Origin of the sequence: Aquihabitans sp. G128, assembly GCF_019048865.1 — a bacterium.
Lineage (GTDB): Bacteria > Actinomycetota > Acidimicrobiia > Acidimicrobiales > Iamiaceae > Aquihabitans.
Window position 1 is genome coordinate 3,648,264 of the sequence record NZ_CP077604.1, and the last position, 23,462, is coordinate 3,671,725.

Consider the following 23,462-nt stretch of genomic DNA (forward strand, 5'->3'; position numbering starts at 1 on the left):
CGCCCCAGCCGCGCCGACCTCAGAAGCGGCCGGCCCGGCGGTCGCCGGCCAGGCGGCCGTCGGGATCGAGCGTCGTCCGGTAGGCGAGGAGCGCTGCGGGCCGCTGCCAGAGCGGGATCGGCTCGGTGTGGTGGAGCGCCAGGTGGCCGGCGGGGCGCTCGCCGACCCCGCCTGCGGCCTCCCACCTGCTGAGCGCAGCGGCGTGGCGAGCCAGCACCGCGAAGCCCTCGGCCGGGTCCACGAGGTCGGCATCGTCGCCGGGGGCGCGACCCAGGTGCTCGGTCCAGAGGTCCAGGCGGGTCTGGCGCGCCAGCACGCGCGCCCCATCGCCGAGCCCGGCGGGATCGGTCGGCTGGCGCTCGTCGAGCCGTTCGTCGAGGACGGCCGCTCCCACCTCGGAGTCGTGGGTCCACGAGCGGCGGTTCAGGTTGTCGGACCCGACCTCCATCCACACGTCGTCGATGATGCAGACCTTGGCGTGGACGTAGATGGGGGCCCCGGCCCGGTTCACCAGGTCGTAGGCCGCCACGCGGTCGCCGCCGGCGGCCCGCAGCCGCTGGAGGACCCGGTGCCGGGCGAACCGGTTGGCCCAGCCGGTGACCGCGCCGTCGTCGTCGGGGTGGCGGGGGACGATCAGCACCACCTGGAGCGTCGGGTGGGTCGACAGGGCCTCGGCCAGCGCCTTCGCACCGGTCTCCGACCACAGGTACTGGTCCTCGACCACCACGAGGCGTCGCGCCCGGCCGAGCGCCTTGAGGTGGGCCCGGGCCAGGCTCCGCTCGCCATCGGGGGCGAACGCGTAGCGGGGACGGCGCGCCGGATACGTGCGGAGGACCTGGACGTGGCACGGGCCGGTCCCGGTGCGCTGCGCAGGCGGTGCCGGGAGCGGGTCGAGCCGGGCCGGTTGGCGCAGGAGCCGGCGCTGGACGGCCCGGACCGGGTTGCGGTGGTCGAGCCGGCCGGGGTCGTTCCACCGCTCGCGGAACGTCCAACCGAGGTCGTCGGCGGCTGGGCCTCGGACCTCGAGCTGCACGTCGTGCCACGGCGGGCGGTCGCCGTAGGCGGTGTCGAGCTCGTCGGTGGCCTGCGGGTCGCCGCCATGGTCGTGGTCGTCGTGACGGCCGTGGCACAGGTCGATGCCTCCCACGAACGCGACCTCCGCTGCGCCGCTCGGCGCGCCGAGCCCGACCAGGACCAGCTTCTGGTGGTGGCTGCCGCCTCGCCGGACCCGCTCGTCGAGGGCCAGGCACGCTCCCCGGTCGTTGACCTCGCGAGCGAGGTGCATGTTGTCCTGCTCGTCGAAGTGGGCCTGGCGCGGGTGCGAGCGCCACAGCAGACCACGGACGGCCACGCCGCGGTCGGCGAGGGCACCGAGCACGGCTCCGACCTCGGTGTCCGGCCCGTCCAACCGCTCGTCGGCGTGCCCCTCCCAGTCGGCCAGCCACACGTGCCCGGCGGCGGGGACCTGGGCCAGGACCTGGTGCAGCCGCTCGAAGTAGGAGCGCCCGTCTCGGTGGACCGCCACGTCGTTGCCCGAGGTCCAGGCGCAGCCGTCCTGCCGTCGGCGATCGATCTGGGTCCACCGGTTGCCGCGCTCGTCGACGTCGAGGAACCAGTCGCTCGGGTCGTTGGTCGATCGGCGCTCGGGCACGGTCGCAGCATGGCAGAGGCGGCCAGCACCGGGTGCGGGGCTCGAGCGCGTGCCGACGCCGACCACCCGCGGCGCGGCGCCGTACCATCGCCGCCGTGACCGTCTTCCTCGTTGGTGCCGGACCTGGCGATCCCGGGCTGTTGACCCGGCGGGGGGCGGAGCTGCTGGCCCAGGCCGACGTCGTGGTCCACGACCGGCTGTCGGCCGCCGAGCTGCTCGACCTCGCACCCGACGGTGCCGAGCGGATCGACGTGGGCAAGGCCCCCAAGCACCACCGCATGACCCAGGACCAGATCAACGCCCTGCTCGTCGAGCGGGGGCTGGCCGGCCAGGCGGTCGTGCGGCTCAAGGGCGGCGACCCGTTCGTGTTCGCCCGGGGGAGCGAGGAGGCCCAGGCGCTCATCGACGCCGGGGTGCCCTACGAGGTCGTGCCCGGCATCACCTCGGCGCTGGCGGTGCCCGCCTACGCCGGCATCCCGGTCACCCAGCGCTTCTCGTCGACCTCCTTCACCGTCGTCACCGGCCACGAGGACCCCTCCAGCGGCGACGGCACGGTCGACTGGGACGCGGTGGCCCGGGTGGGCGGCACCATCGTCATCCTCATGGGCGTCGGCCGGTGGCCCCAGATCGCCCAGCGGCTGATGGCAGCCGGCCGCCCCGCCGACACTCCGGCGGCTGCCGTGCGGTGGGGCACGCGTCCCGAGCAGCACACCACCCGGGCCACCCTCGCCACCCTCGAGGACCACCCGCTCGACTCGCCGTCCGTGATCGTCGTCGGATCGGTGGCGGGGGAGGACCTCTCGTGGTTCGAGGGCCGTCCGCTCTTCGGCCGCTCCGTGGTGGTCACGCGAGCCCGGGCCCAGGCCTCGGGGCTGGCCGACCGGCTGCGGGCGCTGGGGGCCGACGTGGTGGAGGCGCCCACCATCGCCGTCGACGACCCGTCCGACGGCGGCTTCGCCCTGTCCTACGCCATCGGCCGGGTGGCGTCGTTCGACTGGCTGGTCGTCACCTCGCCGAACGGCGTCGAGCGCACCATGGACGCCGTCGGCGACGCCCGCACGCTGGCGGGGGTCTCGGTGGCGGCGGTGGGCACCGGCACCGCGGAGGCCCTGGCGCGGCGGGGGATCGTGGCCGACCTGGTGCCGGAGCGCTTCGTGGCCGAGGGCCTGCTGGAGGTGTTCCCCGCACCGCCCGACGGTGGCGGGAAGGTGCTGCTGGCCGTGGCCGCCGGCGCTCGGCCGGTCCTGCGCGACGGGTTGCGGGAGGCCGGGTGGAAGGTCGAGGTCGTCGACGCCTACCGCACGGTCCCGGTGGTGCCCGACGAGGCGACCACCGCCCGCATCGAGGCGGCCGACGCCGTGACCTTCACGTCCTCGTCGACCGTCACCAACCTGGTCGACGCGGTGGGCGTCGAGCGGGTGCCGCCCGTGGTGGCGTCGATCGGGCCCGTCACCTCGGCCACCGCGGTCCAGCAGGGGCTCACCGTCTCGGTGGAGGCCGATCCCCACACCGTCGACGGGCTGATCGCCGCGCTGCTGGGGGCGCTGGCTCCCCCAGCCTGACGGGCACCTGTCACGTCTGCTGCGTGGCGGGGGCCGGAGCCCGGCGTGTCAGACTCGACCGGTGCCCGTCGTCGCCCTCGAAGCCCTCCCCGACCGCATCCTGGTGGCCCCCGAGGTCGCCGAGGCGCTGGGTGCCGGCCGGGCCGTGGTGGCCCTCGAGAGCACGATCATCAGCCACGGCCTGCCCCGGCCCCGGAACCTGGAGATCGCCGCGGACATCGAGGCGGCGGTGCGCGGCCAGGGCGCGGTGCCCGCCACCATCGCCGTGGTCGGCGGCGTGGTCCGCATCGGCCTCGACGCCGAAGCGCTCGGGGTGATCGCCACCTCCGAGGACGTCGTGAAGGTCAGCTTGCGCGACGTCGCCACCGTGGCGGCCCGTGGCGGCCACGGCGCCACCACCGTGGCGTCCACCGCCCACCTCGCCGCCCTCGTGGGGATCGACGTGTTCGCCACCGGCGGGCTGGGCGGCGTGCACCGCGAGGCCAGGGAGACCTGGGACGAGTCGGCCGACCTCACCACGCTGGGCACCACGCCCATCACCATCGTCTCGGCCGGCGTGAAGTCGATCCTCGACGTTCCCGCCACCTTGGAGCGGCTCGAGACGCTCAACGTCGCGGTGGTGGGCTTCGGGACCGACCGGTTCCCCGGCTTCTACCTCAACGACTCCGGCTTCGGGCTCGACTGGCGGGTCGACTCGCCCGAGGAGGTGGCGGCGATCATGGCCGCCCGCCGCGACCTGGGCGCCGACAGCACGCTGCTGGTCACCAACCCCCTCCCGGTCGACCGCCAGGTCGACCCGGACCTGCACGAGCGGGTGCTGCACGAGGGGCTGGCGGCGGCCACGGCGGCGGGGGTGCGGGGCAAGGACGTCACGCCGTTCCTGCTGGCCCACTTCCACGAGGCCACCGGCGGCGAGAGCCTCCGTGCCAACATCGAGATCATCCTGGGCAACGCCGCCCTGGCCGCACGCATCGCCGTCGCCGCCGCGAACCACTGAGGGACCCGCACCGATGAGCGACAGCACCACCCCCGCGGTCGAGGCCGCCCCCAGCGACGTCATGGTGGTCGGCGACCTCATGGTCGACGTCGTCGCCGTGCACAAGGACCCGCTCAACCCCGGCTCGGACACCCCGGCGCGCGTCCGGCTCAACGGCGGCGGCTCGGCTGCCAACACGGCCTCCTGGCTGGCCGCGCTGGGCGAGCGGCCGCGGCTGCTCGCCGCCACCGGCGACGACGACCTCGGCGCCCGCGCCCGCAACGAGCTGGCTGCGGCCGGCGTCGACGTGGTGGGCCCGACCCTGGCCGACGAGGCCACCGGCACCTGCGTCGTGCTGGTGGGCCCCGACGGCGAGCGGACCATGCTCCCGGACCGGGGCGCCAACGACCGCCTGCCCGTGAGCGCCGTCATCGAGTCGCTCGACCCGCTGCCCGGGTGGGTGCACCTCTCGGGCTACGCCCTGCTGGGCGAGGGGTCCCGCAACGCCGGCAAGGCCGCCATCTCGGCGGCCCTCGCCGCCGGGTGCACCGTGTCCGTCGACGCCGCCAGCGCCGCCCCGCTCAAGTCGGTCGGCGCCTCGGCCTTCCTCGACTGGATCGAGGGCGCCGACATCGTCTTCGCCAACGACGCCGAGATCGAAGCCCTCGGCGGGGTCGCCGCCGTGCTCGGCAAGGTGGCCTCGGTGGCGGTCAAGCACGGCTCGGCCGGCGCCACCTGGACCGACGGCGTCGACTCCGCGGTGGCCGACGGCCTGCCGGTCGACCTGGCCGACTCCACCGGTGCCGGCGACGCCTTCGCCGCCGGCTGGATCGCCGCCCGCCGCGCCGGCGACGAGGTCGAGGCCGCCCTGAACGCCGCCGTCGCCGCCGGCGCCACGGCCGTCACCCGCCAGGGCGCCCGCCCCGCCACCGCCTAGCCCCGCCCCCTCCCCACCCTCGTCGTGGGTTGGGATGTGGTCGCTGGTTGACCGGGATCCAGCCCGGCTCGGGGTGGTGCGTGCCCGACCGGTTGGCGGTGGGGGCGGGGGCGCGTGGCACCCTGGGGCGGTGACCGCGCTGCCGCTGCCCGACGCTGTCGTCTTCGACTTCGACGGGCTGGTGTTCGACTCCGAGACGCCGATCTTCGAGGCCTCCCGGAGCGCGCTGCGGGCGATCGGCCACGACATCACCGTCGAGGGCTGGTCGACGGTGATCGGCCACGGCGAGGCCGACTCCTTCCACCGCATGGAGGCGGCGGTCGGCTCGGCGATCGACCAGGAGGCCTACGCCGCGGCCTACGCGGCGACCGACCGGTCGTGGCGCGACACCATCCCGGCCAACCCCGGCGTGGAAGCGCTGTTGGACGCGCTCCGCGGGGCCGGCGTGCCGTGCGCCATCGCGTCGAGCTCGCCCTCGGGCTGGATCGAGGACCACCTGTCGCGCCTCGGCCTGCGAGATCGGTTCGCCACCATCGCCAACGCCGACCGGGTCCACGGCCGCACCAAGCCGGCGCCCGACTCCTACCTGCTGGCCTGCGCCGACCTCGGGGTCGAGCCGGCCCGCTGCGTGGCCCTGGAGGACTCGTCCCCCGGGATCGCCGCGGCGGTGGCCGCCGGCCTCAAGGTGGTGGCCGTGCCCAGCCACATCACGGTGCACACCGACCTCACCGCCGCCCACCGCACCGTGCCCAGCCTCGAGCACCTGACCCTGGCCGAGCTGGCCGAGCTGGTGGCGGACCGCGCCGCCTGACCCGCCTGGCCGGCCGGCCCGATGGCGGGGCGCCGGCCGACCGTGGCGAACGGGTGGACCGCGCAAAGCCGGAGGCGCCGCCGGGGAGCCGTGGGTACCGTCGTCGGGTGCTCCCCTCCGACCTCGGCCACCTGATCGACCTCGGCCAGCCCGCCCTCTCGCCCGACGGCTCGCTCGTGGCGTTCGTGGTGCGGCGGACCGACCTCGACGCCAACCGCTACCGCTCGGCCGTCTGGCTGGCCCCCACCGATGGCTCGCGGCCGCCCCGCCAGCTCACCGCCGGCACCGAGGGCGACGGCAACCCGGCGTGGTCGCCCGACGGGTCCCGCCTCGCCTTCACCAGCAGCCGTGAGAAGCAGGGCGACGAGCAGCGCTCCACGCTGCACGTCCTCGCCATCGACGGTCCCGGCGAGACCGTCACCCTCACGTCGCAGCCCGAGGGGCTGGCCGAGCTCCGGTGGTCGCCCGACGGCACCCGCATCGCGTTCTCCTGCCGGCAGCGGGGCGAGCGCTACGCGGCCGGCGACGACGACGCCTCCCGCCCGCCCCGGAAGATCACCCACCTGCTCAACCGGCTGAACGGCGAGGGCTTCATCACCGACCGGCCCAACCGGATCTGGGCGGTGCCGGCCGACGGGTCCGGCCCCGCGGTCGCCGTCAGCGGCGGCGACAACCCCGGCGACCACGCCAGCCCCACCTGGTCGCCGGACGGCACCCGTCTGGCCTTCACCGCCAGCAGCGAGCCCGACTGGGACCTCGACCTGCGCACCGGCGTGCACGCGGTGACCGTGGGCGAGGGCGTGCCCGAGGAGGCGCTCGTCCCCGAGCGGCTCGTCGGCGGGCCCATCGGGTGGACCGGGCTGGCCTGGTCGCCCGACGGCACCCGCATCGTGGGGCTCACCGAGGACCTGGCGGTCAGCGTCTCGAACTACCGGGTGGCCGTGCTGCAGGTGGCCGACGGCTCGGTCACGTACCCGGCCGACGCGCTCGACCGGAGCCATGCCCCGTACCCCGGCGCCCGGCCGCCGGTGTGGGACGACGAGCACCTGGTGTTCAACGCCGAGGACCGGGGTGCGGTGAAGCTGTTCCGGGTGCCCGCCGACGGAGCGGCGGCGCCCGAGATCGTGCTCGGAGGCGCCGAGCGCACGGTGGCCGGCTTCGACCTCGCGGCGGGGGTGGTGGCCTACACCAGCACCACCACCGACCGGCTGGCCGAGGTCCACGTCCTCGACGCCGACGGCACCGAGCGCCGCCTGACCACGCTCACCGACGGCTTCCACCGCCGCCGCCCGGCGCACCCCACCGAGCGCTTCACCGTCGCCTCGCCCTCGGAGGGCGACCTCGACGCATGGCTGGTCACCCCGGCCGACCTCGATCGGTCGAAGCCCCACCCCGTGCTGCTCAGCATCCACGGCGGGCCGTTCACCCAGTACGGCGAGCGGTGGTTCGACGAGTTCCAGCTGTGGGCCAGCGCCGGGTACTGCGTGCTGTTCACCAACCCGCACGGGTCGAGCGGCCGCGAGCAGGCGTTCGGGAGGGCCATCCGGTCGCCCTTCTCGGCCGTCGAGCCGGGCAGCGGGTGGGGCGGGCAGGACGCCGACGACGTCCTGGCCGTGCTCGACCACGCCCTCGGCGCCTTCCCCTTCCTCGACGCCGACCGCGTGGGCGTGCTGGGGGGCAGCTACGGCGGCTACCTCACGTCCTGGCTGGTGGGCCACACCGACCGCTTCGCCGCCGCCTGCTCCGAGCGGGCCGTCAACAACCTGCTGACCTGCGAGTGGTCCTCGGACGCCGCGGGTCTGTTCCGGTGGCAGCTGGGCCTGTCGCACCTGGAGGGCCCCGAGGAGTACCTGCGGATGTCGCCCATCACCTACGTCGAGCAGATCACCACGCCGATGCTGCTCCTGCACAGCGAGGAGGACCTGCGCTGCCCCGTCGAGCAGGCCGACCAGCTGTGGGTGGCGCTGCGGATGCTCGGCCGCGAGGTGGAGTACCACCGCTTCCCCGGGGAGAGCCACGAGCTGTCCCGCAGCGGGAGCCCCAAGCACCGGGTGCAGCGCGCCCAGCTCATCCTCGACTTCTTCGACCGCCACCTCAAGGTCGGACCGGCGGCGGGCTGAGGCCTCAGCGAGCGCCGTTGCGCACCAGCCAGGCGGCGGCCTCGCCTCTGGTGGCCACGCCGAGCTTGGCCAGGATGTTGGACACGTGCACGCCGGCCGTGCGCGGCGAGATGTAGAGCCGCTCGGCGAGGTCGGCGTTCGACAGGCCCTCCGCCACCAGGGCCAGCACCTCGCGCTCGCGAGGGGTGAGCGCCGGCGGGCCGTCGACCGTGGCCGCCAGCGGTCCGCCGCCCAGCCGCCGGTCGAGGGCGGCCAGCTGGTCGCGGCGGCGCCCGGGCCAGCGCTGCAGCAGCAGCCGGGCCGCCGCGGCGTGGGGGCGGGCCTCCTCGGCGCGCCCGAGGCCGATGAGAGCTCGCGCCGCCGCGAGGTGGTCGCTGGCGGCGTGAGGCGCCGCCATGGGCAGGTCGAAGGGCTCGACCAGGAAGGTCGCCTCGAGGTGCTCGAGGGCGAGCTTGAGGTTGCCGTCGGCCAGCTCGACGTGGCCGAGGTACCGCCGCTGGGCGTAGGCGGTGGACCGCGACTCGAAGCCCCAGATCCGCGCCATCGAGGCCACCAGGCGGCGGGCGTCGTCGGGCGCGAACCCGGGCTCGCCCACCAGGTCGAGCACGTCGTCGAACGTGGCGGCGTCGAGGCCGTCGACCTCCCCCTTCGACACCAGGGCGCCCAGGTGGGTGGCCACGTCGCCGGGGCGACGGGCGGCCACCGCGACGGCCAGGCGGACGCCGAGGAGGAACTCCTGCTTCTCGCGGCCCACCTCGCGGACCTCGCCCAGGAGCCGCTGGGCCCGTTCCACCTCGGCGCTCTCGAGGGCCAGGCCGATCTCGCGCAGGTGGAGCCAGCCCGACTGGTCGCCGCGGCGCTCGCGGTCGAGGCGCCGGAACTCGGCCACCCAGTGGTCGGCCTGCTCGCGGTCGCCGTCGTAGAGGGCGATCTCGAACTGGCCGAGGGTGTAGGCGTAGGTCCCCTCGGGGTCCCAGCCGGCCCGGTCGGCGGCGGCCCGCATCAGCTCGAGCAGCTCGCGCCGCTCGCCCGAGGGCAGGACGCCCAGGCTGGAGAACGCGGCGTTGCTCCAGGCCCGCGCCGCCACGAAGTCCTCGCCGGCGGCGTTGGCCTCCTCGGCCACCGAGCGCAGGAGCAGGACGCTGTCGCGCACCGAGGCCCGGTGGTTCACCAGGGCGCTGCCCTTCTCGACCAGGGCGGCGCGCCGGATGCTGGGCAGGTCGAGCCGCTCGGCGGCCTCCACGGCCCGCTCGGCCCATGCGAGGGCGTCGTCGACCCGGGCGCGCAGCATGGCCTGCTGGGCGAGGGCGGCGAGCAGGGCGGTGCGCTCCTCGCCGTCGGCGAGCACGTCGAGGTCGGCCACCATGTCCTCGATGATCGGGGCCAGCGACGCTTCGTCGCCGCGCTCCCAGTAGAGGCGCATGAGGAGTCGGCGCGCCTCCGAGCGGCCCTCGAGGTCACCCGCCCGCTCGGCCTGGGTGGCCCACCGCTCGGCGTGGGCGACGGCGTCGTCGTTCAGGCCGGCCAACCAGGCCGAGCGGGCGGCCGCCGAGCGCAGGGCGAGGTCGTCGTCCTCCTCGCTCAGGCCCAGCTCGGCCAGCTCGAGCGCCTGGAAGCTCGACCCGATGGCGAGGTAGCGCTCGCTGCCGCGACGGGCGAGGTCGACCATCTCGGCGGCTCGGCCGGCGCCACGGGCGTGGCGGGCCATCACCGCGAAGTTGTGGCTGTCGGCCCGCTGGAGGGCGTCGAGGGCGGCTTGGTGGATGCGGCGGTGCTCGCGCCCGAGGAGCCGCTGCTCGATGGCCTCCCGCGAGAGGTCGTGGCGGAACCCGAAGACGTCGGGCTCGGTCTCGACCAGCAGCCCGTGGGCGATGAGGTCGCGGAGCACGCCGATCAGCTCGGTCTCCTCGAGGCCGGTCACCGCGGCGAGCACGTCGAAGGTGACGCGTCGTCCGAGCACGGCGGCGGTCTCGATGGTGGCGCGAGCGGTGGGCTCGAGCCCGTCGACCTGGTTGTGCACCGCCTCGGCCAGGTTCCAGGGCAGCGGCGCGGTGTCGAGGTCCTCCAGCGCGGCGCCCCCGGAGGCGACGAGCAGCTCCTCGAGGAAGAACGGGTTGCCGCCGCTGCGGGCGTGCAGGCCCTCGGCCACCCGGTAGCTCGGTTGGCCGCCGTAGACCGCAGCGAGGAAGTCGCGCACGTCGGCCACCGAGAAGCGGTCGAGGCGCAAGTGCACCGTCGACGGTCGGCGCTCGAGGCGGGGGAGGGCCTCGGTCAGCGGGTGCCGGCGCGTGAGGTCGCGCGGCCGGTAGGTGCCGAGCAGCACCTGGGGCGGCCGTCCGGCCTCACGGGCGCCGAGCTGCTCCAGCAGGGCGATGCTCTCGGAGTCGGCCCAGTGCAGGTCCTCGAAGACCACCACGGACCGCCGGTCGCCCACCAGGTCGTCGAGCAGCTCGCGGGCCAGGGCGAAGCGGGTGGCCAGCGGTCCCTGGCCCTGGTCGGCGCCCGAGGGGCGGAGGGCCACCACGCCCGTCGTCGGGGGCGACGTGGTCGGAGACGGCGTCGAGGAGCAGCTCGAAGGGGTGGCTCAGCCCGCCGGGGTCGGCCTGGCCGGCGAGGACGAGGACGTCGTCGGGCAGCTGGGCCTGCAGCTCGCGCAGCAGGCGGGACTTGCCGATCCCGGCGCCGCCGCCGATCAGCCCGAGGCCGCCCTCCGGCGATGCCAGGAGCGAGCTCAGCCGGTCGAGGTGGGTGGCACGACCCACCATGACCGGGCTGAGCCCACTTCTCCCGGCAAGCATGGGGCGATCGTACCGATCACCCGCGGCCGAGGCGCCGGCCCCCGCCGGAGCCTCGGATGCCGATGGTGCGGGGGCCGGAGCCCCCGGGGGCGAGGGGACGGGGCCCCTAGAAGATGCGGGCCGGCCGGGCCGCACCGATGCTCGGGGTGCGCACCGATGCCCGGTGCGACGCCACCTCGATGTCGATCTCCCGGGCGCCACGGCGGCGACCACCGGTCCGCTCCGAGCCGAACCGCCCGGCCGTGATCCGTTCGTACAACCTTCCGCTCATCGCAGGGCCTCCTGGTCTCGCCCCGACCGCTCTGGCCGGTGGCATGGATCCATCGTGCGCCTCTGAGGTAGGCCGCCACATCGGTCGCGATGCGTATTCGCGTGGCCGCGCGCTACCTAGGCCGGACGTCACACGACCTACGTCGGAGAATCGGTGCTGGTCAGCGAGGGGCCGGCGCCGACCGGTGGTCGGGCCGGCCGGCGCCGCCCGTAGGCTCGCGCCGTGTTCCCGCAGCGCCGCCTCCGCCGGCTCCGCCGCACCCCGGCCCTGCGCCGGATGGTGGCCGAGACCGTCCTCACGCCGAACGACCTGATCGCCCCGCTGTTCGTGCGCGAGGGCATCACCGAGCCGCAGCCGATCGCCTCCATCCCCGGCGTCTCGCAGCACACGCTCGAGTCGCTGCGCCAGGAGGTGCGCGAGCTGATCGACGTGGGCGTGCCGGGCGTGATCCTCTTCGGCGTGCCCGAGCACAAGGACGCCGAGGGCAGCGGGGCCAGCGATCCGGACGGGATCGTCCAGGTGGCGCTGCGGGACCTGCGCGACGCCTTCGGCGACGACGTCGTGCTCATCGCCGACCTGTGCCTGGACGAGTACACCGACCACGGCCACTGCGGGCTGCTCACGCCCGAGGGCCTCGTCGACAACGACACCACCCTCGACCGCTACGCCGAGGTGGCGGTGGCCCAGGCCGATGCGGGGGTCGACATCGTGGCGCCGTCCGGGATGATGGACGGCCAGGTGGCGGCCATCCGCGACGCGCTCGACGAGGAGGACTGGGTCGACGTGTCGGTGATGGCCTACGCCGCCAAGTACGCCTCCGGGCTCTACGGCCCCTTCCGCGACGCGGTCGACGTGGAGATCGCCGGCGGGGGCGATCGCCAGGCGTACCAGCAGGACTTCCGCAACCGCCGGGAGGCGCTCGAGGAGGTGCGGGCCGACGTGGCCGAGGGGGCCGACATCGTCATGGTGAAGCCGGCGATGGCCTACCTCGACATCGTGGCCCAGGTGCGCGCCGAGCACGACCTGCCGCTGGCGGCGTACCACGTGTCGGGCGAGTACTCGATGATCAAGGCGGCGGCCGCCAACGGCTGGATCGACGGCGACCTGGTGGCCCTCGAGCACCTCACCGCCATCAAGCGGGCGGGTGCCGATGTCATCCTCACCTACCTGGCCAAGGAGGTCGCCCAGACGCTGGGCGGCTGACCGACCGCTTCGGGTGAGCCCCACGTCGCGGGGCGCGGCGGCCCGGACGCCCTCTGCGTCGGCCCCGTCGGCGCGGCGGTCGCGGCGGCCCGATCCAGCGCGGGGCCGACCCCGGCCCGCCTACGCTCGCCAGGCGCCAAACCCCCCTCCTCCCGACGCACCGAGGCCTCCCGTGACCACCAACTCCGAACTCTTCGAGCGGGCCCAGCGGGTCATCCCGGGCGGGGTGAACTCGCCGGTGCGCGCCTTCGGCTCGGTGGGCGGGACGCCCTACTTCGTGGCTCGGGCGGAGGGCGCGAGGGTGTGGGACGTCGAGGGCACCGAGTACCTGGACCTGGTCCAGTCCTACGGCGCCATCATCGGCGGCCACGCCCACCCGAAGGTGATCGAGGCCATCCGGTCCGCCGCCCTGGACGGCACCTCCTACGGCGCCCCCACCGAGCGCGAGGTGCTGGTGGCCGAGGCCGTCTCGGAGCGGGTGCCGAGCTGCGAGAAGGTGCGCATGGTGTCGAGCGGCACCGAGGCCACCATGACCGCGCTCCGCCTGGCCCGGGGGGCCACCGGCCGCACCAAGGTCGTGAAGTTCGCCGGCAACTACCACGGGCACGGCGACGCGCTGCTCGCCGAGTCCGGCTCGGCCGTCGCCCACCTCGACCCCGTCCACTCGCCCGACGGCGTCCCGGGCTCGGCGGGCGTCCCGCCCACCGCCGTGGCCGAGACCCTGGTGGTGCCCTACAACCAGGTCCCGACGCTCGACGACACCGTCGCCTGCGTGATCGTCGAGCCCATCGCCGCCAACATGGGCCTCGTCGCCCCGGTCCCCGGGTTCCTGGCCGGCCTGCGCACCGAGTGCGACCGGGTGGGCGCGCTGCTCATCTTCGACGAGGTCATCACCGGCTTCCGCGTGGCCCGGGGCGGGGCCCAGGCCACCTTCGAGGTCCGGCCCGACCTCACGTGCTTCGGCAAGGTCATCGGCGGCGGCCTGAACGTGGGCGCCTTCGGCGGCCGCGCCGACCTCATGGACCTCCTCGCCCCGCTCGGGCCGGTGTACCAGGCCGGCACCCTCTCGGGGAACCCCCTCGCCACCGCCGCGGGGCTCGCCGCGCTCGACCTGCTCGACGACGGCGCCTACGAGCAGCTCACCGGCACCGCCGCCCGCCTGGCGGACGGGCTGGCCCAGGCGCTGCAGGGCGCCGGCCTCACCGTGCAGGTGCCCCGCGCCGGCACCCTCGTGGGGCTGTTCTTCGGCACCGAGCTGCCGGTCGACTACGCCGGCGCCCGGGGCACCGACGAGGCGGCCTACGCCGCGCTGTTCCACGCCCTCCTGTCGCGGGGGGTGGCGCTGGCGCCCGGCGCCTACGAGGTGCTGTTCCCGGGCCTGGCCCACACCGACGCCGTGGTCGACGAGATCGTCGAGCGCGCCGGCGCGGCAGCGATCGCGGTGGCGGGGGCCGGCTGATGGCGGACCGACGAGGACCGCAGGGCACCCGCACGTGAGCGCCGCAGCCTCCCTCGGCGGCACCCCCTTCGGCGGCCGCGGCCCGGTCCTGCCGACCGGCCTGGACCCCGCCGTCCTCCTCGGGTCGGTCCCCGACCTGCTGGTCCTCGCCGACGGCGAGGGCGGCATCTGCTGGGTGGCCAACGGGGGCTCGGAGCTCTTCGGCTGGCAGGAGCACGACCTCGTCGGCCGGTCGATGTTCGACCTGTTCGCCAAGGACGCCAACCACCGGCTGCACGTCGAGGCGCTGGCCGAGGTGCTGTCGCGTCCGGGGGTGCACGGGCCGATCGAGGTCACCATCGTCCAGGCCGACGGGCAGCTCCGCGAGGTGGAGCTCTTCGTCACCAACGCCCTGGACGACCCCGCCGTGGGCTACCTGGTGGCCAGCTGCCGCGACATCACCCGGCGCGACACGGTGGTCGAGGAGCTGCGCCAGCGCGAGGCCTGGGCCACCAGCCTGCTCCGGGGCTCCACCGACCTGATCATGGTGTGCGATCGGCTCGGCGGGCTGGTCTACGTCAGCCCGTCGGTGTCGAGGATCCTCGGGCGCGAGCCGGGCACGATGGTCGGGCGCTCCCTCGCCGACTTCGTGCACGCCGACGACCTGCTGGCCGACCCCGACGCCGCCCCGGCCATCGACCGGCTGCTCGGCACCGGCCCGGGCCGCATCCCGCTGGTCCGCTTCGAGCACGCCGACGGGTCCTGGCGGCGCCTCCGCCTCGGCCGGGCGTCGAGCGACCGCGCCAGCGACCACTCCATCCTGTTCACCGGCCGGGACCTCACCGACGAGGAGGGCGCCGCCGACCTGCTCAGCGAGCAGACCGTCCTCCTGGAGCGCATCGCTCGCGGCGCGCCCGTGGCCGACACGCTCCGCGCCCTGGAGCACCTGGCCAGCCGGCGCCTGGCCGACGGCGACCTCACGGTCGGCTTCTTCGATCCCACCGGGGCCTACCTCAGCCAGCCCGGCGCGGTCGATCCCGCCCTGGTGGGCATCCTCGAGCGCACCGGGATCATCCGGCCGCCGGGCCACCCCTCGCCCAGCCAGCCCGGTCCGGTCTTCCGGCGCAACGAGGGGTGGGACTCCGTGCTCCGGGCCGCGTCGAGCGGCGCGTACGCCACCGCCTGGGTGGCCGACCTGGTGGCGGCCGACGGCATCGTCTCGGGGCGGGTGGCCTTGCTGCGCCACCACGCCGGCGAGCTGACCGCCGAGGAGACCGACCTGTTCGGCCTGGTGGTCGACCTGGCCACCATCGCCGTCGAGCGCCACGACCTCCAGGCCCGCCTCGCCCACGGCGCGCTGCACGACGAGCTGACCGGCTTGCCCAACCGGCGCGACCTGCTGATCCGGCTGCGCGAGATGTTCTCGACCCCGGAGTCGGTCGGGGGCCTGCTGTTCGTCGACCTCGACCGCTTCAAGCTCATCAACGACAGCCTCGGCCACGACGCCGGCGACCAGCTCCTGCAGGAGGTGGCCACCCGGTTCCGCCGCACGCTGCGGCCCCACGACGTCGTGGCCCGCGTGGGCGGCGACGAGTTCGTGGTCCTCTGCCCGGAGCTCGACACCGTCGAGGCGGTCGCCCGGGTGGCCGACCGCCTCACCGCCACCCTCGCCGAGCCCGTCGACCTGCCCGGCGGCCGCGTGGTGGTGTCCTCCAGCATCGGGGTGGTGCACGTCGTCGGCGAGGCCGAGCCCACCGCCGTGCTCCAGGACGCCGACCTCGCCATGTACGAGGCCAAGCAGCTCGGGCGCAACCGCGTGGCGCTGTTCCACGACGGCCTCCGCGAGCGGGCCATCGCCCGCCTCGAGGTCGAGAACGCCCTGCGCGACGCCATCCGCTACGACGAGATGCAGCTCCACTACCAGCCGGTCATCCGCCTCCGCGACGGCGAGATGGTGGGCGTCGAGGCGCTGCTGCGCTGGCAGCGGCCCGGCGTCGGCATGGTCCAGCCGGGTGCGTTCGTGCCGGTGGCCACCGACACCGGGCTGATCCTCCCGCTCGGCCGCTGGGTCATCGAGCAGGCGGCCGAGGCCGCGGCGCGCTGGCCCACCCTCGAGGTGGCGGCCAACCTGTCGGCCCGCCAGCTGGCCGACGCCGACCTGGTCGACTTCGTGGCCGGCGCGCTGGAGCGCAACGGCGTCGAGCCGTCGCGGCTCTGCCTGGAGGTCACCGAGGCCGACCTCATCACCGACACCGAGGTGGTGGTCGACCAGCTGGCGCGGTTCAAGGAGCTCGGCGTCCGCCTGGCCATCGACGACTTCGGCACCGGCTTCGCCACCCTCGACTACCTCCGCCGCTTCGCCTCGGCCGACATCCTCAAGGTCGACGCCTCGTTCGTGGCCGGGGTCACCGATCCGTCGTCGCACGACCTCGCCATCGTCTCGGCCGCCATGGTGCTGGCCGACAACCTGGGCTTCGTCACCGTCGCCGAGGGCATCGAGACCGAGGCCCAGCGCGAGGTGCTGGAGCGCCTCGGCTGCGAGTTCGCCCAGGGCTACCTGTTCAGCCGGCCCGTGGCGGCCGGCGAGATCGACGCCCTGCTGGCGGCGCGCGCCCTGCCCTCGGCCTGAGCCGGCGGGCCCGCCCGCCCAGGCGGCCGGAGCCGCTACCCGTCGCTGAGCGGCCCCTGGGGCTGCGGGCGCTGGGACCGGGCCCAGAGGAACATGGCGGCCCCGACCACGGCCAAGGCGACGCCCAGGATGGTGAGCGAGCTCGAGCTGCTGCTGGCGCCGTAGGCGGCGATCGCCACGCCGGCCACGACATCGAACAGCGCCGTGCGCTGCAGCACGGTGACGGTCTGCTGGGGGAGGGCCATGGCGCCCATCCTGGCCGAACCCGCAGGCCGGTCGGCGCGTCCCGTCACGGCCCGTTCACCCGGGCGGGGTACATCGGGGTGTTCGGGCGCGGTAGAAGGGGGTAGGGCCGAACCGCCCCCACCAGCCGACCCCCCTGGAGCACCTCCATGACCACCGCCGGATTCCGCCGTGAGCGCCTCGGGGACCTGCAGGCCGGCGTCGACGCCGCCCTGGCCGACCTCGGTGAGCGAGACGCGGTGGCCCGGCTCTGGGCCCGGGACCACACCCTGTGGGCCGAGGACCCCACCGAGATCAGCGATCGCATGGGCTGGCTCGAGGTCACCGACGACATGCTCGCGGCCGGGGCCCGCCTCGACGCCGTGGCCGAGCAGGCGAAGGCCGACGGCTTCACCCACGTGGTGGTCATGGGCATGGGCGGCTCCAGCCTGTTCCCCGAGGTGCTGGCCCGCACCTTCGGCGAGGTGGCCACCGGCCTCGAGCTGTCGGTGCTCGACAGCACCGACCCGGCCGCCGTCGCCGGCATCCTGGCCCAGTCCCCGCCGGAGACAACGCTGTTCGTGGCGTCCTCGAAGTCCGGCGGCACCGTGGAGACGCGCAGCCACCTCGACTTCTTCTGGGATCGCGTCGCTCGTCCCGAGGCGTTCGCCGTGGTCACCGACCCGGGCTCGGCCCTCGGCGACCTGGCCCGGGAGCGCAGCTACCGCGAGGTCTTCGAGAACCGCACCGACATCGGTGGTCGCTACTCGGCGCTCAGCTTCTTCGGCCTCGTCCCCGCCGCCCTCGCCGGGGTCGACTGGCGGGCTCTCGTCGCCTCGGCCCAGGCCGTCTCGCCGGCCCTGCGCGACGGCGACCCCGCCGCCAACCCGGGCCTGCGCCTCGGCGCCATCCTCGGCGCCGCGGTCAAGGCTGGCCGGGACAAGGTCACCCTCGTGATCGACCCGCGCATCGAGACGTTCGGCCTGTGGCTCGAGCAGCTGCTGGCCGAGTCCACCGGCAAGCACGGCACGGGGACCGTGCCCATCGTCGACGAGCCGCTCGGCCCGAGCGACCTCTACGGCGCCGACCGCCTGTTCGTGGCCATCGGCGACGTCGACCAGGAGATCGGCCTCGACGTGCTGGCCGGCGAGGGGCACCCGGTCGTGGAGCTGTCCTTCGCCGAGGCCACCGACCTCGGGGCCCAGGTCCTGCTGTGGGAGGTCGCCACCGCCCTGTGCGGCGCGGTGCTCGAGATCAACCCCTACGACCAGCCCAACGTGGCCGAGGCCAAGGAGGCCACCAAGGAGGTCCTGGCGTCGGGTCGGCCCGACCTGCCCGCCACCACCCTGGCCGAGGTGCTCGACCAGGTCGGGCCCGGCGACTACCTCGCCGTCCAGGCCTACATGGAGCCGTTCGACCCGGCGGTGCCCCAGCTCGAGGAGCTGCGCCTCGCCCTGCGGGACGAGTTCAAGGTGGCCACCACGTTCGGCATCGGCCCCCGCTTCCTGCACTCCACCGGCCAGCTCCACAAGGGCGGCCCGCCCACCGGCGTGTTCCTCCAGGTCGTCGGCGACGATCCGTCCGACGCGGCGATCCCGGGGCAGGACTTCACCTTCTCCGAGCTCAAGCACGCCCAGGCCGACGGCGACCTCGCCACCTTCGCCAAGCACGGCCTGCGGGCCGTGCGCACCACCCTCGCCGAGCTGGCCGCCCGCGCCTGAGCGCGCCCGCTCGCCCCCGTCCACCCCCGCACACCCCACGGGCACGTCACCACCAAGGAGCAACGAATGAAGCTGGGCATGATCGGCCTCGGGAAGATGGGCGGGAACATGGCCGAGCGGCTGCGCCGCCACGGCCACGAGGTCGTCGGCATGGACCCGGGCATCGAGTCCGCCGACGCCCACTCGCTGGAGGAGCTGGTGCCGCTGCTCGCCGCCGAGGGCCAGCCCAAGGTGGCCTGGAGCATGGTCCCCGCCGGCGACATCACCGACGCCACCATCAAGCGCCTCGGCGAGCTGCTCTCCGAGGGCGACCTGGTCATCGACGGCGGCAACTCGAACTACCTCGACTCCATCCGCCACGGCGAGGAGCTGGCGGCCAAGGGCATCCACTTCGTCGACAGCGGCACCTCGGGCGGCGTGTGGGGCCTCGAGAACGGCTACGCCCTCATGGTGGGCGGCACCGACGAAGCCGTGGCCATCGCCCAACCGATCTTCGACGCCCTCTCGCCGGAGAAGGGCTACGCCCACACCGGCCCGGTGGGCGCCGGGCACTACGTGAAGATGGTCCACAACGGCATCGAGTACGGCCTCATGCAGGCCTACGCCGAGGGCTACGCCATCCTCGAGGCCTCGCCGCTCGGCATCGACGTCGAGGCCGCCATCGGCTCGTGGCAGGAGGGGAGCGTCGTCCGCTCCTGGCTGCTCGACCTGCTCATCAAGGCGCTGAAGGACACGCCGGACCTCGACGGCGTCGCGTCGGTCGCCGCCGACTCCGGCGAGGGTCGCTGGACCGTCACCGAGGCCATCGCCAACGGCGTCTCGGCTCCGGTGATCTCCGCCGCCCTGTTCGCCCGCTTCACCTCGCAGCACCGGGAGGACGACAAGGCCATGAAGGTGGTGTCCGCGCTGCGGCACCAGTTCGGCGGCCACGCCATCGAGATGACCACGCCCGAAGGCGAGCAGCACTGATGGCGTCCGACCCCACCCCTCCCAAGGCCGAGCGCAGCGACGCCCTCGTCCTGTTCGGGGCCACCGGGGACCTCGCCCACAAGAAGATCTTCCCGGCGGTCTACGAGATGGAGGCCGACGGGCGGCTCGAGGCGCCGATCATCGGCGTGGCGTCGTCCGAGGGCGACGACGAGTTCATCCGTGAGAAGGCGCGGGCCTCGGTCACCGAGCTGGTGCCCGACTTCGACCAGGCCGTGCTCGACCGCATGCTCGAGCAGGTCCACTACGTCAGCGGGGACTACCGCGAGGGCCAGGTCTACGACGACCTCGCCAAGGTGCTGAAGGGCTACGAGCGCCCGCTCTTCTACCTCGCCATCCCGCCCGTCCTCTTCGACGACGTCGTCACCGGCCTCGACGCCTGCGGCGTGGCCAAGGGCGGCCGGGTGGTGGTCGAGAAGCCCTTCGGCCGCGACAGCGCCAGCGCCAAGGAGCTCAACGACGTGCTCCACAAGTCCTTCACCGAGGACGAGATCTTCCGGATCGACCACTACCTCGGCAAGGAGTCTGTCGAGAACCTGCTCGTGTTCCGGTTCGCCAACTCCATGCTGGAGCCGATCTGGAACCGCAACTTCATCTCCAGCGTGCAGATCACCATGGCCGAGGACTTCGGGGTGGGCAGCCGCGGCAAGTTCTACGAGAGCGTCGGCGCCCTGCGCGACGTGCTGCAGAACCACCTGCTCCAGATCGTGGCCCTGCTGGGCATGGAGCCGCCCGCCGGTGCCGACGCCCAGTCGCTGCGCGACGAGAAGGTGAAGCTGCTGCGCCAGGTCCGCACCTTCGAGTCGAAGGACCTGGTCCGCGGCCAGTACCGGGGCTACGTCGACGAGGAGGGCGTCGAGGGCGGCTCCGACGTCGAGACCTACGCCGCGGTCCGCTTCGAGATCGACTCGTGGCGCTGGGCGGGGGTCCCGTGGCTGGTGCGCACCGGCAAGTCGCTGGCCACCAGCGCCACCGAGGCGATCATCACGTTCAACGCCCCGCCCCGGCTGCTCTTCACCCCGGAGGGCTCGCCCGAGCCCGGCCCGAACTTCCTCCGCTTCCAGCTGGGCAAGCAGGACGGCGTGAAGCTGCACCTGCACGCCAAGAAGCCCGGCGAGGACCTCATCCCCGAGCCGGTCGACCTGGAGGTCTCCTACGCCGAGGCCCTCGGCCCGCGCGAGGAGGCCTACCAGCGCCTGCTCGACGACGCCATGGACGGCGACGCCCGCCGCTTCGGCCGCGAGGACGCCCTCGACGAGCAGTGGCGCATCGTGGAGCAGGTCCTCGAGGACCACGAGGAGGTCCACCTCTACGCCGAGGGCACGATGGGCCCCCGCCAGGCCGACCGCCTGGCCAGCGACGTCGGCGGCTGGATCGACCCCAGCCCCCCGGTCACCACCCCCTCCTGAGCGAGGGGTGGCGCTACGGATCGGTAGCATCTACCATGCGCCCATGGAAGCGCATCGCGCCACCGGACCGTCGACGCGCCGCCCGGTCGCGTCGCTGCTGCTCGCCGTCGGCGCAGGCCTCCTCGGCGGCGTCGCACTCCGTGTGACGGGGGACCACCGGGTCGCCGAGCCGGCGAGCGACCAGCTCCTGCGTGTGGGGGCCGCATGGATCTTGCTGCTCTCCGCCGTGGCGGTCGTCGGGTTCGGCCTTGCGGTCGCATCCTCGTCCACGTCGCCTCGTTTCGGCCGCGGCCTCCAGGTGTTGGCCTGGGCGGGCGTGGCCGTGCTGGCCACGGTCGTCGGCACCGTCCTCGACGCGTGGGTCTGAGCGCCGCTGGTCGCCGAGCGTGGCGGGTTGCCTAGGGTCGAGGCCATGAGCTCGATGCTGCCGGTGCCCACCCTCGTGATCGGCGGCCTCCGGTGAGCGCGCCGCAGGGGCACCAGCCCGTTGGCGTGGCGGCCGAGCCGCGCACCTCTCCCGATCCCGTGATCCTCGGCCAGGAGCCGTCCGACGCCGAGCGGGCCCGGACCCTCGCCACCGGTCGGGTCCACGGCACCCTCGGCACCGTGGCCCGCGAGCCCCAGGGCACGCCCTTCGCCTCGGTCGCGCCGTTCGGCATCGACGAGGGCGGCTCGCCCATCCTCTGCATCTCGGAGATGGCCGAGCACACCCAGAACCTCCGCCAGGACCCGCGCTGCTCGCTGCTGATCAGCGAGGTGGTCGACGAGGGCGCCGATCCGCTGGCCGCCGGCCGGGTCACGCTGCTGGGCACCGCAGCGGTGGTGGCCGACGACGAGCGCGAGGCCGCCAAGGCGGCCCACCTCGCCGGCAACCCCCACGCCGCCTACTACGTCGACTTCGGCGACTTCCACCTCTGGCGGGTCACCGTCGAGTCCATCCGCTTCGTCGGCGGCTACGGCCGCATGTCGTGGGTCGACCCGGCCACGTGGGGCGCCGCCCGCCCCGATCCGGTCTCGGGCTCGGCCGCCGGCGCCATCGAGCACCTCAACGCCGACCACGCGGACTCGCTGCTGCTCATCGCCCAGGTCACCGGCGGCCGCACCGACGCCACCAGCGCTTCGGCCCTGGGTCTCGACCGCTACGGCCTCGACCTCCTGGCCCACGGCGAGCGCGGCACCGGCCGGGTCCGCGTGCCGTGGCCGACCGAGGTCGCGACCGGCCCGGAGATCCGCACCGCCTCGGTCGAGCTGGTCAAGGCCGCCCGCGCCGCCCAGGCCTGAGCCCGGCGCCAGCGGTGCCTGCGAGCTAGGGGAGCGGGTCCGGGACGCGCTTCACGATGGCGGCGGCCATGGCGTAGGCGGCCTCGGCGGGGCCGACCTCGTCGGGCTGGAGGAGGTTGGCCATGATGCGCAGCACCCAGTCCATGAGGCTTCGGCTGCGGATGCCCACGCGGGTGAGCTCCCGCATGAGCACCGGCTGGCCGATGACCTTGGCGAAGAGGCGGGCCACCTTGAAGTACAGGCCGTACTCCGCCTCGAGCAGCTTGGGGTACTGCTGCAGGGCCATGCCGTCGCCGGAGAGCAGCGACTCGCTGAGCAGCTCGGCCACCATCTTCCCGGTCTCGTAGGCGTAGTCGATGCCCTCGCCGTTGAAGGGGTTGACCGAGCCGCCGGCGTCGCCGACCACGGCCCAGGTGGGCCCGACCTTGGGGTTCACCGAGCCGGCCATGGGGATGCGACCGCCGGTGGGCGGCTGGCAGGGGTTCTCGGGATCGATCTTCCAGTAGTCCGGAGCGGTCGCGGCCCACTCCTTCATGAGGTGCGAGGTGTTGACCTCGCGCCAGTCCCGGAAGGTGGAGAGCAGGCCGATGCCCACGTTGATGGTGCCGTTGCCCACCGGGAAGATCCAGCCGTAGCCCGGGAGGCTGTTGCCGTTGCGGTCCCGGACGTCGAGGCAGCTCTCGATCCACGGCTCGTCGTGCAGGGGGCTCTCGTAGTAGGTCCGGATGGCCATCCCCTGGGGGAAGGCCTTGTTGCGAGCGGTGCCGAGCGCCCGTCCGAACCGGGAGTTGGCGCCGTCGGCGATGACGACGTAACGGGCGTGGACGTCCCGGGTCTCGCCGGTGGCCTTGTCCTTGACCACCGCCCCGGTGACCAGGCCGCCGTCGACGATGGGGGCGATGGCCTCGGTGCCCTCGTGCAGCTCGGCCCCGGCCTCGCCGGCGTGCTGGAAGACCAGCTGGTCGAGGTCGCGGCGCCGCACCACGAAGCCGTGGTCGGGGTAGTCGGGGTGCTGGGGCCAGTTCAGCTCGAGGGTCACGCCGTGGGCGATCGCCCGCAGGCCGCTGTAGCGGTGGTAGGGCAGCAGCGCGTCGTAGAGGCCCATGTCGCTGAGCTGCTTCACCGCACGCGGGGTGAGGCCGTCGCCGCAGGTCTTGTCCCGGGGGAAGGTCTTGCGCTCGACGGTGACCACCCGGTGGCCGGCCTTGGCCAGCCAGTAGGAGGTGGCGGCACCGGCGGGACCGCCGCCCACCACCAGCACGTCGGCTCGGTCAACGGTGGTCATGCTCGGGCTCCGGGTTCTCGACGGCGTCGCCGGGCGAGCGGACGACCGCCCCCGAGCCTACCGAAGCGCCTCCGCGACCAGCCATCGAGCGACGGCTCCGAAACGGCCAGCGGCCGGTCCCGGAGGACCGGCCGCTGCGGCGTGCTCGTGGCGGGCCGGAG

The 23,462-nt window shown here is 74.4% G+C and carries 18 protein-coding genes and 1 pseudogene; 13 read left to right on the forward strand and 6 right to left on the reverse strand.

From position 1 onward, the window contains the following. Positions 1-19: 19 nt before the first annotated feature. Entirely contained in the window at positions 20-1,651 is a 1,632-nt protein-coding gene (locus KSP35_RS17550; protein ID WP_216997093.1) for a phospholipase D-like domain-containing protein, read from the reverse strand. 95 nt (positions 1,652-1,746) lie between these two features. Between KSP35_RS17550 and cobA the strand changes: the two genes are divergently transcribed. The 5 genes from cobA to KSP35_RS17575 all read left to right on the forward strand — a co-directional run bounded on the left by cobA (position 1,747) and on the right by KSP35_RS17575 (position 8,057). After that, positions 1,747-3,213: a uroporphyrinogen-III C-methyltransferase gene (gene cobA, locus KSP35_RS17555; protein WP_216997094.1), complete on the forward strand. Its 1,467-nt coding sequence runs from the start codon at positions 1,747-1,749 to the stop codon at positions 3,211-3,213. A gap of 61 nt (positions 3,214-3,274) precedes the next feature. Further along, positions 3,275-4,210, forward strand: a complete 936-nt coding sequence (locus KSP35_RS17560) for a pseudouridine-5'-phosphate glycosidase (RefSeq protein WP_254126828.1) — start codon at positions 3,275-3,277, stop codon at positions 4,208-4,210. A gap of 13 nt (positions 4,211-4,223) precedes the next feature. Beyond that, positions 4,224-5,126, forward strand: a complete 903-nt coding sequence (locus KSP35_RS17565; protein WP_216997095.1) for a carbohydrate kinase family protein — start codon at positions 4,224-4,226, stop codon at positions 5,124-5,126. Positions 5,127-5,256: 130 nt separating this feature from the next. Then, positions 5,257-5,937, forward strand: coding sequence for an HAD family phosphatase (locus KSP35_RS17570; protein WP_216997096.1), 681 nt, complete (start codon positions 5,257-5,259; stop codon positions 5,935-5,937). Positions 5,938-6,044: 107 nt separating this feature from the next. Continuing rightward, positions 6,045-8,057, forward strand: a complete 2,013-nt coding sequence (locus KSP35_RS17575; RefSeq protein ID WP_216997097.1) for a S9 family peptidase — start codon at positions 6,045-6,047, stop codon at positions 8,055-8,057. 4 nt (positions 8,058-8,061) lie between these two features. Here KSP35_RS17575 and KSP35_RS17580 read toward each other — a convergent pair whose 3' ends face one another. From KSP35_RS17580 to KSP35_RS17585, 3 genes and pseudogenes are all read right to left on the reverse strand, one after another. Further along, entirely contained in the window at positions 8,062-10,578 is a 2,517-nt protein-coding gene (locus KSP35_RS17580; protein ID WP_216997098.1) for a LuxR family transcriptional regulator, read from the reverse strand. A 64-nt stretch (positions 10,579-10,642) separates the two neighbouring features. Continuing rightward, positions 10,643-10,855: pseudogene (locus tag KSP35_RS26105) on the reverse strand (AAA family ATPase); the annotation flags it as partial. A gap of 106 nt (positions 10,856-10,961) precedes the next feature. Continuing rightward, on the reverse strand, positions 10,962-11,126 hold the full coding sequence (locus KSP35_RS17585; RefSeq protein WP_216997099.1) for a hypothetical protein: 165 nt from the start codon (positions 11,124-11,126) through the stop codon (positions 10,962-10,964). Between the two features lie 222 nt (positions 11,127-11,348). On the opposite strand from KSP35_RS17585, the gene hemB reads away from it, so the two are divergent. From hemB to KSP35_RS17600, 3 genes are all read left to right on the forward strand, one after another. Then, positions 11,349-12,329, forward strand: a complete 981-nt coding sequence (gene hemB, locus KSP35_RS17590) for a porphobilinogen synthase (protein ID WP_216997100.1) — start codon at positions 11,349-11,351, stop codon at positions 12,327-12,329. A gap of 172 nt (positions 12,330-12,501) precedes the next feature. Beyond that, positions 12,502-13,788, forward strand: coding sequence for a glutamate-1-semialdehyde 2,1-aminomutase (gene hemL, locus KSP35_RS17595; RefSeq protein WP_254126829.1), 1,287 nt, complete (start codon positions 12,502-12,504; stop codon positions 13,786-13,788). A 34-nt stretch (positions 13,789-13,822) separates the two neighbouring features. After that, on the forward strand, positions 13,823-16,396 hold the full coding sequence (locus KSP35_RS17600) for an EAL domain-containing protein (protein ID WP_216997102.1): 2,574 nt from the start codon (positions 13,823-13,825) through the stop codon (positions 16,394-16,396). 35 nt (positions 16,397-16,431) lie between these two features. On the opposite strand, the gene KSP35_RS17605 is transcribed toward KSP35_RS17600, so the two are convergent. Beyond that, positions 16,432-16,641: a hypothetical protein gene (locus tag KSP35_RS17605; RefSeq protein ID WP_216997103.1), complete on the reverse strand. Its 210-nt coding sequence runs from the start codon at positions 16,639-16,641 to the stop codon at positions 16,432-16,434. Between the two features lie 147 nt (positions 16,642-16,788). Between KSP35_RS17605 and KSP35_RS17610 the strand changes: the two genes are divergently transcribed. The 5 genes from KSP35_RS17610 to KSP35_RS17630 all read left to right on the forward strand — a co-directional run bounded on the left by KSP35_RS17610 (position 16,789) and on the right by KSP35_RS17630 (position 22,016). Further along, positions 16,789-18,339 (forward strand): hypothetical protein, encoded by a 1,551-nt coding sequence (locus KSP35_RS17610; RefSeq protein WP_216997104.1) that lies wholly within the window; start codon positions 16,789-16,791, stop codon positions 18,337-18,339. Between the two features lie 66 nt (positions 18,340-18,405). Then, on the forward strand, positions 18,406-19,308 hold the full coding sequence (gene gnd / locus KSP35_RS17615; protein WP_216997105.1) for a phosphogluconate dehydrogenase (NAD(+)-dependent, decarboxylating): 903 nt from the start codon (positions 18,406-18,408) through the stop codon (positions 19,306-19,308). After that, positions 19,308-20,735 (forward strand): glucose-6-phosphate dehydrogenase, encoded by a 1,428-nt coding sequence (zwf, locus tag KSP35_RS17620; RefSeq protein WP_216997106.1) that lies wholly within the window; start codon positions 19,308-19,310, stop codon positions 20,733-20,735. The genes gnd and zwf overlap by 1 nt, the downstream gene beginning before the upstream one ends. A gap of 7 nt (positions 20,736-20,742) precedes the next feature. Continuing rightward, on the forward strand, positions 20,743-21,102 hold the full coding sequence (locus tag KSP35_RS17625) for a hypothetical protein (RefSeq protein ID WP_216997107.1): 360 nt from the start codon (positions 20,743-20,745) through the stop codon (positions 21,100-21,102). A gap of 125 nt (positions 21,103-21,227) precedes the next feature. Then, complete coding sequence (locus KSP35_RS17630) at positions 21,228-22,016, forward strand: HugZ family protein (RefSeq protein WP_216997108.1); 789 nt, start codon at positions 21,228-21,230, stop codon at positions 22,014-22,016. Positions 22,017-22,041: 25 nt separating this feature from the next. Here KSP35_RS17630 and KSP35_RS17635 read toward each other — a convergent pair whose 3' ends face one another. Beyond that, positions 22,042-23,301, reverse strand: a complete 1,260-nt coding sequence (locus KSP35_RS17635) for a geranylgeranyl reductase family protein (RefSeq protein ID WP_216997109.1) — start codon at positions 23,299-23,301, stop codon at positions 22,042-22,044. Positions 23,302-23,462: the final 161 nt, after the last annotated feature.

What these genes read in the sequence shown, in the direction of transcription:
- KSP35_RS17565 (WP_216997095.1), top strand. Translation starts at nt 4,224, where the DNA reads ATGAGCGACAGCACCACCCCCGCGGTCGAGGCCGCCCCCAGCGACGTC.
- KSP35_RS17585 (WP_216997099.1), bottom strand. Translation starts at nt 11,126, where the DNA reads ATGAGCGGAAGGTTGTACGAACGGATCACGGCCGGGCGGTTCGGCTCG.
- KSP35_RS17605 (WP_216997103.1), bottom strand. Translation starts at nt 16,641, where the DNA reads ATGGCCCTCCCCCAGCAGACCGTCACCGTGCTGCAGCGCACGGCGCTG.
- KSP35_RS17610 (WP_216997104.1), top strand. Translation starts at nt 16,789, where the DNA reads ATGACCACCGCCGGATTCCGCCGTGAGCGCCTCGGGGACCTGCAGGCC.
- gnd (WP_216997105.1), top strand. Translation starts at nt 18,406, where the DNA reads ATGAAGCTGGGCATGATCGGCCTCGGGAAGATGGGCGGGAACATGGCC.
- zwf (WP_216997106.1), top strand. Translation starts at nt 19,308, where the DNA reads ATGGCGTCCGACCCCACCCCTCCCAAGGCCGAGCGCAGCGACGCCCTC.
- KSP35_RS17635 (WP_216997109.1), bottom strand. Translation starts at nt 23,301, where the DNA reads ATGACCACCGTTGACCGAGCCGACGTGCTGGTGGTGGGCGGCGGTCCC.